10 protein-coding genes are annotated in these 13,710 nt (G+C 69.1%); 3 read left to right on the top strand and 7 right to left on the bottom strand.

Going from position 1 to position 13,710, the window contains the following annotated elements; all coding sequences use genetic code 11:
- The 6 genes from AC3A6G_RS17125 to AC3A6G_RS17100 form a co-directional block, all read right to left on the bottom strand.
- Nucleotides 1–6,012, bottom strand: a complete 6,012-nt coding sequence (locus AC3A6G_RS17125; RefSeq protein ID WP_487874145.1) for a hybrid sensor histidine kinase/response regulator — start codon at nt 6,010–6,012, stop codon at nt 1–3.
- A 62-nt stretch (nt 6,013–6,074) separates the two neighbouring features.
- Nucleotides 6,075–8,405 (bottom strand): methyl-accepting chemotaxis protein, encoded by a 2,331-nt coding sequence (locus AC3A6G_RS17120; protein ID WP_487865107.1) that lies wholly within the window; start codon nt 8,403–8,405, stop codon nt 6,075–6,077.
- A 43-nt stretch (nt 8,406–8,448) separates the two neighbouring features.
- Entirely contained in the window at nt 8,449–8,982 is a 534-nt protein-coding gene (locus tag AC3A6G_RS17115) for a chemotaxis protein CheW (RefSeq protein WP_487865106.1), read from the bottom strand.
- Between the two features lie 19 nt (nt 8,983–9,001).
- Nucleotides 9,002–9,367 carry a response regulator gene (locus AC3A6G_RS17110; RefSeq protein ID WP_487863157.1) on the bottom strand — a complete coding sequence of 122 codons (366 nt, stop codon included), beginning with the start codon at nt 9,365–9,367 and terminating at the stop codon, nt 9,002–9,004.
- On the bottom strand, nt 9,367–9,765 hold the full coding sequence (locus AC3A6G_RS17105; RefSeq protein WP_487863158.1) for a response regulator: 399 nt from the start codon (nt 9,763–9,765) through the stop codon (nt 9,367–9,369). The genes AC3A6G_RS17110 and AC3A6G_RS17105 overlap by 1 nt, the downstream gene beginning before the upstream one ends.
- Before the next feature lie 78 nt (nt 9,766–9,843).
- Nucleotides 9,844–10,014 (bottom strand): rubredoxin, encoded by a 171-nt coding sequence (locus tag AC3A6G_RS17100; RefSeq protein ID WP_007838397.1) that lies wholly within the window; start codon nt 10,012–10,014, stop codon nt 9,844–9,846.
- A gap of 112 nt (nt 10,015–10,126) precedes the next feature.
- Here AC3A6G_RS17100 and thiD point away from each other — a divergent pair, with 112 nt between their 5' ends.
- Nucleotides 10,127–11,092 carry a bifunctional hydroxymethylpyrimidine kinase/phosphomethylpyrimidine kinase gene (gene thiD / locus AC3A6G_RS17095; RefSeq protein ID WP_487874144.1) on the top strand — a complete coding sequence of 322 codons (966 nt, stop codon included), beginning with the start codon at nt 10,127–10,129 and terminating at the stop codon, nt 11,090–11,092.
- Nucleotides 11,093–11,117: 25 nt separating this feature from the next.
- Complete coding sequence (gene hemL, locus AC3A6G_RS17090; RefSeq protein WP_487874143.1) at nt 11,118–12,404, top strand: glutamate-1-semialdehyde 2,1-aminomutase; 1,287 nt, start codon at nt 11,118–11,120, stop codon at nt 12,402–12,404.
- Here hemL and AC3A6G_RS17085 read toward each other — a convergent pair.
- Nucleotides 12,391–12,834 carry a hypothetical protein gene (locus tag AC3A6G_RS17085; RefSeq protein ID WP_487865103.1) on the bottom strand — a complete coding sequence of 148 codons (444 nt, stop codon included), beginning with the start codon at nt 12,832–12,834 and terminating at the stop codon, nt 12,391–12,393. The two genes, hemL and AC3A6G_RS17085, sit on opposite strands and share 14 nt — an antisense overlap.
- A 142-nt stretch (nt 12,835–12,976) precedes the next feature.
- Here AC3A6G_RS17085 and AC3A6G_RS17080 point away from each other — a divergent pair, with 142 nt between their 5' ends.
- Nucleotides 12,977–13,696 carry a TetR/AcrR family transcriptional regulator gene (locus tag AC3A6G_RS17080; RefSeq protein ID WP_487865102.1) on the top strand — a complete coding sequence of 240 codons (720 nt, stop codon included), beginning with the start codon at nt 12,977–12,979 and terminating at the stop codon, nt 13,694–13,696.
- Nucleotides 13,697–13,710 lie beyond the last annotated feature (14 nt).

Raw genomic sequence — 13,710 nt, 5'->3', positions numbered from 1 at the left:
TCAGGTCGCCGCCAGGGCCGCGGGCTCGCTCGTGTAGGCGCGCACCAAACGCAGCAGCTCGTCTTCGGAATAGGGCTTGCCGAGGTAGTGGTTCACACCGAGCGTGCGCGCATAGTCGCGGTGCTTCTCGGCGATGCGCGAGGTGATCATGATGATCGGCAAGCCGGCCATCGCGCTGTCGGCGCGGATGTTGCGCGCCAGGTCGAAACCGTCCATGCGCGGCATCTCGATGTCCGACAGCACCACGGCCGGGCGCTCCTGCTGCAGCCGCTCGAGCGCCTGCAGGCCATCGGCCGCGAGCGACACACGGTAGCCTTCGCGCTGCAACAGGCGCTGCGTGACGCGGCGCACGGTGATGGAGTCGTCGACCACCAGCACCAGCGGGATCTGCGCCACCGGCGGGGCGAGCGGTGTATCCGACGCGCCGTTTTCGCCGGCTGCATCGGCCGCCTGCGCAGGCGCGGCCAGCGCCGCGGCCTGGCGCCTGCGCGCCTGCTCGCCGTGCACGGCCGCGAGCGCCACCGGGTTGTAGATCAGCGCCACCGCACCCGAGGCGAGCACCGAGATGCCCGCGAGTCCCGGCAGGCGTGCCAGCTGCGGGCCGAGGTTCTTGACCACGACTTCCTGGTTGCCCAGCACTTCGTCGACGTGCAGCGCCACGCGCTGTGCCGCGCTGCGCACGATCACCACGGTGTTGTTCTTGCCCGCGAACTGTTCGCTGCGCGCCGAGGCCTGCAGCAGCGCGCCTGCCCAATAGAAGGGCACCTGTTCGCTGCCGAAACGGTGGCTGTCCTGCCGGTACGCAGCCTCGAGATCGGCAGCGCCCACGCGCTGCACCAGCTCCACGAGGTTCGACGGCACGCCGATCGACACCTCGCCTGCGCGCAGCATCACCACGTGGGTGACGGCGGTGGTGAGCGGCAGCACCAGCTTGAAGGTGGTGCCCTGTCCCGGGGTGCTGTGCGTCTCGATGCGGCCGCCGAGCGCGGCGATCTGCGCGCGCACCACGTCCATGCCGATGCCGCGGCCGGCCAATTCGGACACCTGCCCTGCGGTCGAGAAGCCGGGCTTGAAGATCAGCTCGGTGGCTTCGTCGGGCGACAGTTCCTGGCCAGGCGCGAGCAGGCCGAGCGTGCGCGCACGTTCGGCGATGCGGCCGTGGTCAAGGCCGGCGCCGTCGTCGCGGAAGCTCACCGACACGTCGTTGCCTTCGTGGTGCAGCTCGATCGCGATCAGCCCGCTCGGCTCCTTGCCGGCCTGTGCGCGCGCGTCGGCCGTTTCGATGCCGTGCGCCACGCAGTTGCGCAGCAGGTGCTCGAAGGCCGGCGTCATGCGGTCGAGCACGCCACGGTCCATTTCGATGGAGCCGCCGACGATGTCGAGGCGCACCTGCTTGCCGGTGTCCTTCGAGGCCTGGCGCACCACGCGGTAGAGGCGCTCGGAAATGCCCTCGAACTCCACCATGCGCGTGCGCAGCAGGCCGCGCTGCAGTTCGCGCGTCTGGCGCGCCTGCACGCTGAGGTCGTCTTCGGTGGCCTGCACCGTCTTCTGCAGCGTGCGCTGGACCGTGGCCACGTCGTTGACCGACTCGGCCATCATGCGCGTGAGCTCCTGCACCCGCGTGAAGCGGTCGAACTCGAGCGGATCGAAGCTCTGCTGCGAATCCTTGGCCTGCGCGAGGCGCGACTGCATCTGGCTTTCGGCCTGCACCTCGATGTCGCGCAGCTGCTGGCGCAGGCGGTCGAGGTTGCCCGTGAGGTCGGCGAGCGAGGCGCGCAGCTGGCCGAGCTCGGCCTCCAGGCGCGAGCGCGTGATGATGACCTCGCCGGTCTGCGCCACGAGGCGGTCTAGCAGCTGGGTGCGGATGCGCACCGCCTGGCCCGAGGCCGGGCGCAGCGGCATGAGCAGCGCGGGCGCGGAACGCGGCAGCAGCGCAGCGGCAGCGGGCACGGCCGCGGTCGGGTCCTCGGATGCGGCGCCGGCTTCGTCCTCGTCGTTCGCGGCGGCCGGGGTGTCTTGATCGCCGGCGGCAGCGGCCGATTCGGCGGCCACCTGCACCAGCTGGACGCCGGGCGATGTGGCAGAGGCCGAGGTCATGCGCTCGGCCACTTCGGCCTGGGTGGCATCGTCGGCGGCGCGCAGTGCGTCGAAGGTGGCCTGCAGCGCATCGAGGCGTGCAAGCAGCTTCTCGATCTCGCCGCGGTCGGCCGCCCCCTGGGTGCCGAGCAACTCGATCTCGGACTCCATGCGGTGCGCCCGCTCGCCGAGGCGCATCGCGCCGGCCAGCCGGGCGCTGCCCTTGAGCGTGTGCAGCGTGCGCAGCACCGAGGCGCGCGGGGCGCTGTCGTCGGGATGGTGCGCCCACTGGCGCAGTGCCTGGGCGAGCTGTGGCAGCAGTTCCGCCGCCTCTTCCTCGAAGATCGGGAACAGGTCGACGTCGACCGCGTCGCTCACGTCGAGGGCGTCTTCGGAATCGTCCAGCGCCACGTCGGCGATGCCCCCCGGTGCCGGCATCTGGACCGGGCGCGGTTCCATGCGGAAGGCGGCCTCGGCAGGCATGGGCGCGGCGGCGATGTCGCGCAGCGCCTGGAGCGTGCCTTCGGACGGCTCGCGCAGCAAGCCGGCGGCAAACTGGTGCAGCAGGCGGCGAAGCTCGTCGGCGGCGGCTACCAGCACCACGCCCTGCTCGCGCGTGCCGCTGCCCTGCATCTGCAGATGCTGCAGCGCGGCCTCGAACAGCCGGGCCATGCCCGACAGGCTGTGGAAGCCGACCGTGGCCGAACTGCCGGCAAGCGAATGCGCGAGGGCGATGGTCGAGTCGGGCAGGCGCTCGTGCGTTTCGAGCGCCCATTCGCCGACGTCGGTGGCGAGCTGGCGCGACCACTCGTCGGCTTCGTTCAGGTAGACGTTGTAGAGCGCGATGCCGATGCGCAGCGGACCGATGACCTTGACCTGGTCTTCCGCGCTGGTGGTGCCGGCTGGCTCGGCAGGCGGCTCGGGCTCGAGCTGCGCCGGGGTTTCGGCGGCTTCGGGCTCGGGCTCGGCTTCGGGCTCGGGTTCTGCGACAGGCTCCGCAGCCGCTTCGATGGCGGGCAGTTGCACTTCGAGCGCGGCAGGTGCTTCGTCCACGGCGGGCGGGGCAGATGCCTCCTCGGGCTGCAGCAGCAGGGCCGCGGCGGCAACGGGCTCTTCCTCGGGCGGCGCTTCGATTGCCCACTCGAGATCGGGCAGCGCCTCGAGGGGCGGTACCTCCGGCGCGGCCGGCGCAAGCGCCTCGGGCTGCTGCTGCGGCTTCGCCGGCATCGAGAAGTCGAAATCCTCGTCGGTCAGGGTTTCGAAGGTTTCGATGCCGGATTCGGGCTTGGCGTCGAAGTCGAGGAAGTCGGTCGAGGCGAAATCGTCGTCGCGCTCCGACCGATCGAACGGCTGCGGCACTTCGGCCGGAAACTCGAAAGCGGCGTCGCGCGGCAGTTCCCGCGACAGTGTCAGGTCGGGCAGGTCCGGAAGCTGCGGCATCGCAAGCGGTGCCACTGCGGGTGCGGGTGCGGGCGCGGGTGCGGGAGCAAGCGCCGGCGGCTCGGCCGCGATCTGCCGGGCCGCGACCGCGAGCGCATCGGCACCGGTGGCCCAGGTCGGCGCCGCCGGCACCGCTTCACCTGCAAGCAGGGCATTCGCCACGCGGCTGAAGTGTCCGGCCTGCCAGCCGTGCGGCGTGCCCGACGCGATGGCCTCGACCCACTGGCTGAATTCCTCGAGCGCCTTGCGGGTGCCCGACAGCAGCTCGGGCGTGGCGGCGCGCTGGTCGGCGAGCCAGGTGTTGAGCACCTGCTCGAACGACCAGGCGGCGTCGCCGAAATCGGTCAGGCCGACCATGCGCGAGCTGCCCTTGAGCGTGTGGAACGCGCGCCGCAGGATCGTGAGTTCCTCGGTATCGTCCGGATGGCTGCCGAGCTCGTCGATCGCAGCCAGGCCGTTCTGCACCACCTCGCGCGCTTCCTCGAGAAAGATGTTCTGCAGGTCGTCTTCTTCGAGTTCGGTGACCTCGGTGTCGGGCAGCGCGCCAGGGCCGGCGATCTTCTGGGTCCAGCTGTCGGCCTTGCGGCTGAATTCCTCGATCGGCGATGCCTTGGCCTTGCGGCCGGGCGCGGCGAGCGCCGCGAGCTTCGAGGCGATCTGGGCATCGACCTCCTCGATGCTCAGCACCGGGTCGGCGCCCACGGCCAGGCCGGGCGCGGGCGCTTCGGCCGCCGCATGGTCGCCATGGCGGCCCATCAAGGGCTTGAGTTCGCCGGCTTCGGCGTCGAACACGAACAACCGCTTCGCAAGCGCCGGCTGGTAGCCGAGCATGTCGATCAGGAAGCCGAGCGCGCCCAGGTTGTTGCCGAGCGCGTCGAAGCTCTGCATTTCCTCGACCGGCGAGGCACTGCCGACCAGCATCTGCTCGACGTCGTCGCGCATGCGCTGCACGGTCTCCGCGGCCTGCTCGAGGCCGAGCACCGAGAACACGCCGCGCATCTGCAGCAGCTGGCTCGGCACAGTGCGCAGCAGCGCCTTCTCGGTCGGGCGGCGGAAGTACTGGTCGAGCGACTTCTCGAGTTCGCCCATGTGGCTGCGCAGCTCGTCGACCACGGTGCCCATGGTCTGGCGGTCGCTGACGCGGCGGTACAGGTCCTCCATCCAGGGCTCGAGCGGCTCCGAATGGCCGCCTTCGCGCACGCGCTCGATGCGCCCCGCGAGCTGCAGCGTGCGCGCGGTGAGCTGCGGATCGCTGGGGTCGAGGTCTTCGAGCGCGGCCTCGAGGTAGAGCACCGAGGTGGCGACTTCCATCGCGAGCTCGGTGTCGGGCGGCTGGCCAGATCGCACCGAGGCGTCGACCGCATGCGTCAGCGCCTCGACCATCGGCAGGCTCGGCGGATGCAGCTTCTGCAGCGACTCGCCGAGTTGCGCAAAGGTGTCGGCCACCTGGCGCGTGCGCGTGATGTCACCGCCCGAAAGCGCCGACCACATTTCCTTGGCGGTCTCGATGCGCTTGCGCGCCTGCGCGAGCACCAGCGGATCGAAACGGCCGAACTGCTCGACCGCATAGTCGATGTACGGCTCGCCGGCCACGCCCCAGGCGGCGCGCACGGTGCGCAGCGTGGCGGCTTCCTGCCGGGCAGTGGGCACGGCCTGGGCACAGAAGAACAGCAGGTCCTGGCCGAGCCGGTCGGACACGGCGCTGTCGCCGCGCGCGAGCGTGGCGTATTGCAGCAGCACGCGCGAGGCGGCGCGCTTGACGTAGGTGTCGGCAGGAATCAGCGCCAGCGCCAGCCCCTCGAAGAAGCCCGCGGCCAGGGTCCAGAAGCTCGCGACGCGCGGCAGCAGCGCGCCGCGCCCGAGCCCGAGGCACAGCGCATGCAGGTGACGGGCGGCCTGCGGATCGCCGGTCTTCACGAGCTGCAGCACCTCGCGGTCGAGCCGCGAGCGAACGCCGGGATCGGCCGCCAGCGCGGCCTGGGTCAGCGCGGGACGCACCTCGACCCAGCGCCACGCCACGCTCCAGAGATCGGCCGGATGCACGCGCTCGTTGCCCACCAGTTCGAGCACGTCGCGGTATTGCGGGAACAGGCCGATGGTCGAGACCGGCTTGCCGGCCAGCACCGCCTGCAGGAAATCGATGACGGCGAAGCCGGCGCGCTCGATCTTCTGGACGGCGCTGTCGGTGCAGCGCTGCGGCTCGGCGATGAAGCCCTGCACCGCGAATTCGACGGCGCCGAGCACCAGCGCCGGGGCCGGATTGCCCACCATCTGCAGCGCACCGACCGACTGGTGCAGCTGCTGGCGGGCCATCTGCAGAGGGCCGCTTTCATGTTCGGCGGCGCTGCCCGTGTCACGCACGAAGCGCCGCAGCGACTTGCCGACGTTGTCGATGGATTTCTGGACCTCGCCCAGGACCCAGGCCAGCGGCCCGAGGTCTTCGTTGGCCGGCATGTTGCCGGCGAGGGGGGCCGTGGCAGGGGTTGGAGTCGACACGTTGGGTGCTCGCCGTTCTTTGATCTGTCAGTTTTCCAGTGGGCGCCGCGCGGCGAGCTTCATCAGGCGATCTTGAAACGGGCGACCGATCGGCGCAGTTCTTCCGCCATCTGCGAGAGCTCGCGCACCTGCTGGGCCGTGGTGCGGGTGCCTTCCCCGGTTTGCTCGGTCACCGCGAAGATGTGCTGGATGTTGGCCGCCACGACGTTGGCCGAATCGGCCTCGCGCGACGCCGACTGCGAGATCTGCTCGATGAGGTCGGCCAGGCGGCGCGACACGCGGTCGATCTCGGACAGCGCGGTGCCCGCGTTGTCGGACAGCTTGGCCCCTTCGACCACACCCTGCGTGGAGCGCTCCATGGCGCCCACGGCGTCCTGCGTGTCGGTCTGAATGGCCTTCACGAGCGCCGAGATCTGGCGCGTCGCGTCGGCCGAGCGTTCGGCCAGCCGCTGCACTTCCTCGGCCACCACCGAGAAGCCCCGGCCCGCTTCACCGGCCGATGCGGCCTGGATGGCGGCGTTCAGCGCCAGCACGTTGGTCTGCTCGGTAATGTCCGAGATCAGTTCGGTGATTTCGCCGATCTCCTGCGACGATTCGCCGAGCCGCTTGATCCGCTTGGAGGTTTCCTGGATCTGGTCGCGGATGGCGTTCATGCCGCCGATGGCGTTCTGCACGGCCTGCAGGCCCGACGAAGCGGCCTGCAGCGACTGGCGCGCAACCAGCGCGGATTCCTGCGCCTGCGACGACACGCCGTTGATTCGCTCGGCCATGACGAGCACCGACTGGCCGGTTTCGCGGATCTCGCGCAGCTGCTCGGTCGACGCCGCCAGCAGTTCGGTCGAGGTGCTTTCCACCTGCGACGTGGTCTGTGCCACGCGCGTGGCCGTGTTCTGCACGTTGCCCACCAGCAGGCGCAGTTCTTCCACGGTGTAGTTCACCGAGTCGGCGATGGCGCCCGTGATGTCCTCGGTCACGGTGGCTTCCTGCGTCAGATCGCCCTCGGCCACCGTCTGCAGTTCGTTCATGAGCCGAAGAATGGCGGCCTGGTTGGCGTTGTTGACGCGGCCGGCCTCTTCGCTGGCCTGCTCGGCCGCGAGACGCTCGCGATCGGCGACGGCGGCGCGTTCGCGGCCCTCGCGCACCTGCACGTAGCCGATGGCGCCGGCAAGCGCCAGGGCGGCCAGCGAGAGCACGAACAGCATCACGATCGTGCCGGCGCCGAGGCCGGTGCGGGCGGAGAGCTTGTCCTGCAGCTCGCCGAGCGCCTTGCGGAGCGGTTCGCTGTCGGTCAGGATGCTGGCCTGCGCTTCGCGCGCGGCCACCAGGCCCTGCAGGTTGCCGAGAATGGCCGAGGCCTGCGTGCGCATCTGCTCGTAGGTCTTGAGGATGACTTCGAGCTGCTCGCGGGTCTGCGGATCGCGCGAACCGGGGAAGCGCTGCTGCGCATTGCCTTCGAGCAGGCCACGCGCGGTTTCCTGGAAGGTGTTCAGGTCCTTGCCGAGCAGGAACACGGCGTCGGGGTTCACGCCCTCGACCGTGAAGAACTCGTTGGTCGATTTGCCGATGCGCTGGGTCAGCATGACGAGCTGGCCGGCCGCGGCGATCTCGGGCAGCGTGGCGTTCTGCTGCATCTTGAGCGAGGCCACCGTCTCGGTCATTTCGAGCAGCGCGGACGACTGCTGGTTGATGTCGCGCAAGGCAGCGCCCACCTGCGTCAGGATCTGCCGCTGGCCCAGCACGACCTTCGCGCTGGCGTCGGCACGCGTCACCAGCGGGGTGATCTTGGCCATGTCCTCGTCGTACTGGTTGCCTACGCGCTCCAGGCGCAGCGCGTCGTCGCCGCTGGTCAGGCCCTGCACGCGGCGCGTGAGGTCGTCGGCGGCATCCTTCACTTCGACGAAGGCGGGGCCGCTGCCCACGAGGGCCTGCGAGATCGACTTGGCGAGGCGCTGCGACTGCATCAGCGACTGGCCGGTGGCCGCCACCTGCTGCGCAAGGCGCTCGGCGCGAAGAATGGCAGAGCCGGCCACCAGCAACAGCAGCAGCACCACGAGCGCGAGCATGATCGCGAGGATCCGCTGCTGGCGCGCCGGGCTCGAATCCTTGCGGCCCGCCGCCAGCGCCTCGGCCGCCTCGTCCGACGCGGCATCGGCCTCGTTGGCGGCCTCGTTGCCGATCCGTGCCGGACCATCGCCGAAGCCGGTGGGCGCCGCGATCGCCGCCGCACCGGCGCTGCCGCCGCTGCGGTCGAGGCGGACGGTTTTCTCGTCCATCCCCTGCACCGTGTCGGCGTCGTCGAGCGACAAGGTGGAACCGGAGCCGTCGACGCGGGCCTTGTCGTTGCCGCTGGTCGCGGGCAGTAATTTCTTGAACTTGTCGGCGATCGAGCTCACGGTCGGTCCTTCGGTGGTTGTCTGCGGGGCGCGTGCCTGGGCACTAGGCGCCGATACTCAAAAACTGGGGTTGCTGCGACAACGCCTGCAGGTTGATCTCCTGCCAGCGCTCGCCTGCCGCGTCGGTGTACAGATGCCCGAGCCACGCGGGTGCGTCGTCGGCCGGGGCTTCCGCGGCCGAAAAGGCGTCGACGCCGCGCAGTCCCGCCAGGCGGTCGACCAGCAGGGCGCAGTTGACTTCGAGCAGCTCGTTCAGGGCAACGAACCGCGACTGCATGCGCACCGCCTCGCTCGCGGTCGCCGCGCTCGGCGCGCCAGCGGCGAAGGCCGAGAGGTGCACCACGCCGTACAGGCCGCCGCGCAAGTTCGCGACGCCCAGGAACCAGGGCGCCGTGTAGGGCACCGGCTGCGGCGGCGTCCACGGGAAGATCTCGCCGGCATGGCCGAGCGGAAACAGGTACTTGCCCTCGCCAGCCTCGACCGCGAGCCACGTGGCCGCGATGCCGGTGGTGCGGGCAGCCTGCAGGCGGCTCGCCAGCCGGGACTGGAAGGCGCGGAGCGCGTCGCGGTTCGCCATGGCCTCTGCGGGTTCCCGCTCAGGCCAGCGCGCTGATCTTGGACATCAGCTCGGTCGCGTTGACCGGCTTCACGATGTAGTCGCGCGCGCCCTGGCGCATGCCCCAGACGCGGTCGGTCTCCTGGTTCTTGCTGGTGCAAAGAATGATCGGGATCGCGGCGTACTGCGGGTTGCGGGCGATGGCGCGCGTGAGCTGGAAACCGTTCTGGCCGGGCATCACGACGTCCATGAGGATCAGGTCGGGCTGGTCTTCCTCGATACGGCGCATCGCGTCTTCGGCGTTTTCGGCGGTCTTGACGGCAAAACCGTTCTTGTGGAGCAGGTCGGAGAGGAACACCAGCTCCGTCTTGGAGTCGTCGACGACGAGGATTTTTCGAATGGGCATCACTGCACTTCCTGTGGAACATGGCCGAACTGCTGCACGGCCTGCAGCAGCTGGTCCTTGGTGAAGGGTTTGGTCAGGTAGTCCTGCGAACCGACCATGCGGCCGCGCGCCTTGTCGAAGACGCCGTCCTTCGAGGACAGCATGACGACAGGGACGTTCGAGAAACGGGCGTTGCGCTTGATGATGGCGCAGGTCTGATAGCCGTCGAGGCGCGGCATCAGGATGTCGCAGAAAATCAGGTGCGGCTTGTGGTCGTTGACCTTGGAGAGGGCATCGAAACCGTCTTCCGCGAGAAGAACCTCATGCCCGCCCTGCTTCAGAAATATTTCGGCACTGCGCCGGATCGTATTGCTGTCGTCGATGACGAGCACCTTGTAACCTGATCCATTCGGCCCCATTGCACACGCTCCTGCTGATGAGACTTGGATGCCCGCCGCGCCGTACATCGGCGCAGACCGCGTAGCCTATGCCATGCTCTAGATTTCAACCATTTCGAAGTCTTCCTTGCGTGCACCGCACTCAGGACATGTCCAGTTCATCGGCACGTCGGCCCAGGCCGTGCCTGCCGCGATGCCATCTTCCGGTACACCAACCGCTTCGTCATAGATCCACCCACAAATCAGGCACATCCAAGTTTTCGTATTCATCGGAGCTTAAAGTCCTTGTTCATTAAATGCAACGAGTGTATCTATGCGTATCTCACTGGCGGACTGTAAACGTCGCGCTTATGCCACCATCCAGGAGATCCCCGTCCGGCGTATGACCATTCACTTACATCCAGCAGATGACGCTCGCCATCCGGGCGATCTTAACGACCCCTCGGAGGGGCCCGACGAGATCGCCGAAAGCGATCTGAACCCGCCCTGCGTGCTGGTCTTCAACGCCAGCGACCCGAGCGGGGCCGGCGGTCTGGGGGCCGACGCGCTGGCCATGGCCTCGGTCGGCGCGCATGTGCTGCCGGTGGTCACCGGGGCCTACGCGCGCGACACGGCCGAGATCTTCGACCACTTTCCGTTCGAAGAAGAAGCCATCGCCGAGCAGGCGCGCGCCATCCTCGAGGATGTCGAGGTGCAGCTCATCAAGGTGGGCTTCGTCGGCACGCCCGACGCGCTGAGCACCATCGCCGAGACCGCCTCCGACTACCCCGAGGTGCCGGTGGTGGCGTACATGCCCAACCTCTCCTGGTGGGACGAGGACCTGATCGAGGGCTATCTCGATGCCTTCCGCGAGCTGCTGCTGCCCCAGGCCACGGTGCTGGTGGGCAACCACAGCACGCTCTGGCGCTGGCTGCTGCCCGACTGGAGCGGCGAGCGGCCGCCAAGCGCGCGCGACATCGCCAAGGCCGCGGGCGAATTCGGCGTGTCGTACACGCTGGTCACCGGCATCATGCTGCCCGACCAGTACATCGACAATGTGCTCGCGTCGCCACAGTCAGTGCTCACTAGCGAAAAGTACGAACGGCTCGAAGCGGTGTTCTCCGGTGCCGGCGACACGCTGTCGGCCGCGCTGGCCGCGCTGCTCGCGAGCGGCACCGATCTGGTCGCGGCCACCACCGAAGCGCTGGCCTACATGGACCGCTGCCTCGACGCGGGCTTCCGCCCCGGCATGGGCCATGTGCTGCCCGACCGGCTGTTCTGGGCCGAGCCCGAAGACGACGAGGACGACGACGGCCCCGGCGACGGGCCGCCCGACTTCGCGCTCCCTCCCCACGACACCCGTCACTGAATTCAACGACCGTTTCGAGCCCCTGATGCCCCATCCCGACCAGAACGACATCCTTTTCGACCGCGCCCGTGCGGTCATCCCCGGCGGGGTCAACTCGCCCGTGCGCGCCTTCAAGGCGGTGGGCGGCACGCCGCGCTTCATCCGCCGCGCCGAGGGCGCCTATTTCTGGGACGCCAACGACAAGCGCTACATCGACTACATCGGCTCCTGGGGCCCGATGATCCTGGGCCACGGCCACCCCGCGGTGGTCGAAGCCGTGCAGAAGGCCGTGCTCGAAGGCTTCTCGTACGGGGCCCCGACCGAGCGCGAGATCGAACTCGCCGAGGCCATCCTCGCGCTGGTGCCGTCGATGGAGATGGTGCGGCTCGTGAGCTCGGGCACCGAGGCCGCGATGAGCGCGCTGCGGCTGGCGCGCGGCGCCACCGGCCGCAAGCACATCATCAAGTTCGAAGGCTGCTACCACGGCCATGCCGACGCGCTGCTGGTGAAGGCCGGCTCCGGCCTCGCGACCTTCGGGCATCCGACCTCGGCCGGCGTGCCACCCGAGGTCACGCAGCACACGCTGGTGCTCGAGTACAACAACATCGCCCAGCTCGAGGAGGCCTTCTCGCTGCATGGCAACGACATCGCCTGCCTGATGATCGAGGCGATCGCCGGCAACATGAACTTCGTGCGCGCCTCGGCCGCGTTCGCCCGCCGCTGCCGCGAGCTGTGCACTCAGCATGGCGCGCTGCTGATCTTCGACGAGGTGATGACCGGCTTTCGCGTCGGCCTGCACGGCGCACAGGGCGTGCTGGGCATCACGCCCGACCTCACGGTGCTCGGCAAGGTCATCGGCGGCGGCATGCCGCTCGCGGCCTTCGGCGGACCGCGCGCCATCATGGAGCAGCTCGCGCCGCTCGGGCCGGTCTACCAGGCCGGCACGCTCTCGGGCAACCCGGTCGCCACGGCCTGCGGCCTCGCCACGCTGAAGGAGATCGCGAAGCCCGGCTTCTACGAAGCGCTCTCGAACAAGACGCGCGCGCTGGTCGACGGCCTCAAGGCCGCCGCGGCGTCCGCCGGCCGGCCCTTCAGCGTCGACAGCGAGGGCGGCATGTTCGGCTTCTTCCTCATGAACGAACTGCCGCAGAACTACGCCACCGTCATGACCACCGACAACGCGCAGTTCAATGCGCTGTTCCACGGCCTGCTCGACCGCGGCGTGTACATCGCGCCGGCGCTCTACGAAGCGGGCTTCGTGAGCGCGGCGCACAGCGACGACGACATCGCCGCCACCATCGAGGCCGCGCGGCAGATCTTCAGCGGGTCGTGAGCTTCACGAGCCCGGTCACGGGCTTGCCGTTCACCATCACCGGCCGGTGATGGTCGTCGGCCAGCAGCACGCCGATCACGTGGCTGCCCGTCGGCGAGGGGCACGGCCCGAAGCGGGCCTTGACCAGGTCGCCGCCGAAATCGCTGTTCATGCTGTTGTAGGGGCGCCCAGGGAGGTTGCAGCTGTCGCCTTCCGGATCGATCTTCATGTGGACATGGCCGCAGCGCGGATCGCTGCCGCACCGGCCAGCCGGCAGCAGCTTGAAGTTGCTCTGCACCACCACGCCGATCGACCGCTCGGCATCCGCGCCCAGCGGGACCACCGCGCCTTCGGGCGGCCAGACGATCCGGAGCGTGGCGGCGGAATCGTCGGCCTGGGCTGTGCATGCCAGGGTGAGGGCGGCAAGGAACAAGAGGGCACGGATGCGCATGGAAGACTCCGATCGAAAAAACAGAGCGACAGGTAGAAAGGCAAGACGCCGCCGCTCATGTAATCAGCGCATACATGAGCAGCGGTCGCAGTCTAGCGCAAAATAATCACCGATTACATCAATGGATTCAAACTCGCCCCGCATGACTGCCCGCGTCCCACGCCCCGCTACCGCCGACACGCCACAGCCGCGCGCCGCCTACCACCACGGCAACCTGCGCGAAGCGCTGGTCCAGGCGGCGGTCGAGCTGATCGAGCGCGATGGGCTCGACAAGCTCAGCGTGCGCGAAGCGGCCAAGCGCGCGGGTGTCTCGCCGGGCGCGCCGTTCCGTCACTTCGCCACCAAGACCGCGCTGCTGACGGCGGTGGCCGAGCAGGCGACCGAGCGGCTGCGCTTGCATGTGGAGCAGGCGCTCGAGGCCGCCGCCGGCGCACCGGCGCTGGTGCGCTTCGGTGCCATCGGCCATGCCTACATCGAATGGGCGCGCAAGAATCCCACGCACTTCCGCGTGATCAGCGAACGCGCATTGATCGACTACGACAGCTCGGCCAGCCTGCGCAGCGACAACGAATCGATCCGCACGCGGATGCAGGCCTTGTTCGACGAGGCCTTCGCGCACGGCGGCAGCGCCGCCAGCGCGGACGCAGCCCATGCGCAGATCGCCGCGCGCGCACTGGTCTACGGACTGGCGCGCATGGCGGTGGACGGGCACTTTCCCGAATGGAGCCTCTCGCGCGAATCGACCGCGAAGACCATGGCCGGCACGCTCGACTTCTTCATGTCGCTGCTCGCCGCGGCCGCGCCCGCCAAGGAAGCCCCGTCCGCAAGCAAGAAAGCCGGACGGCCGCCAGCGAAACGCTAGCGACCGTCCGGCTT

The organism is Variovorax sp. Soil_C_26, from assembly GCF_057657075.1.
Note: the sequence above shows the minus strand (reverse complement) of the source record. Positions and strands in the feature narration are given on the sequence as shown.

Coding starts and splice junctions, on each gene's coding strand:
- hemL (WP_487874143.1), top strand. CDS start 11,118: ATGCCCCATCCCGACCAGAACGACATCCTTTTCGACCGCGCCCGTGCG.
- AC3A6G_RS17100 (WP_007838397.1), bottom strand. CDS start 10,014: ATGAATACGAAAACTTGGATGTGCCTGATTTGTGGGTGGATCTATGAC.
- AC3A6G_RS17110 (WP_487863157.1), bottom strand. CDS start 9,367: ATGCCCATTCGAAAAATCCTCGTCGTCGACGACTCCAAGACGGAGCTG.
- AC3A6G_RS17105 (WP_487863158.1), bottom strand. CDS start 9,765: ATGGGGCCGAATGGATCAGGTTACAAGGTGCTCGTCATCGACGACAGC.
- AC3A6G_RS17115 (WP_487865106.1), bottom strand. CDS start 8,982: ATGGCGAACCGCGACGCGCTCCGCGCCTTCCAGTCCCGGCTGGCGAGC.
- AC3A6G_RS17080 (WP_487865102.1), top strand. CDS start 12,977: ATGACTGCCCGCGTCCCACGCCCCGCTACCGCCGACACGCCACAGCCG.
- thiD (WP_487874144.1), top strand. CDS start 10,127: ATGACCATTCACTTACATCCAGCAGATGACGCTCGCCATCCGGGCGAT.
- AC3A6G_RS17085 (WP_487865103.1), bottom strand. CDS start 12,834: ATGCGCATCCGTGCCCTCTTGTTCCTTGCCGCCCTCACCCTGGCATGC.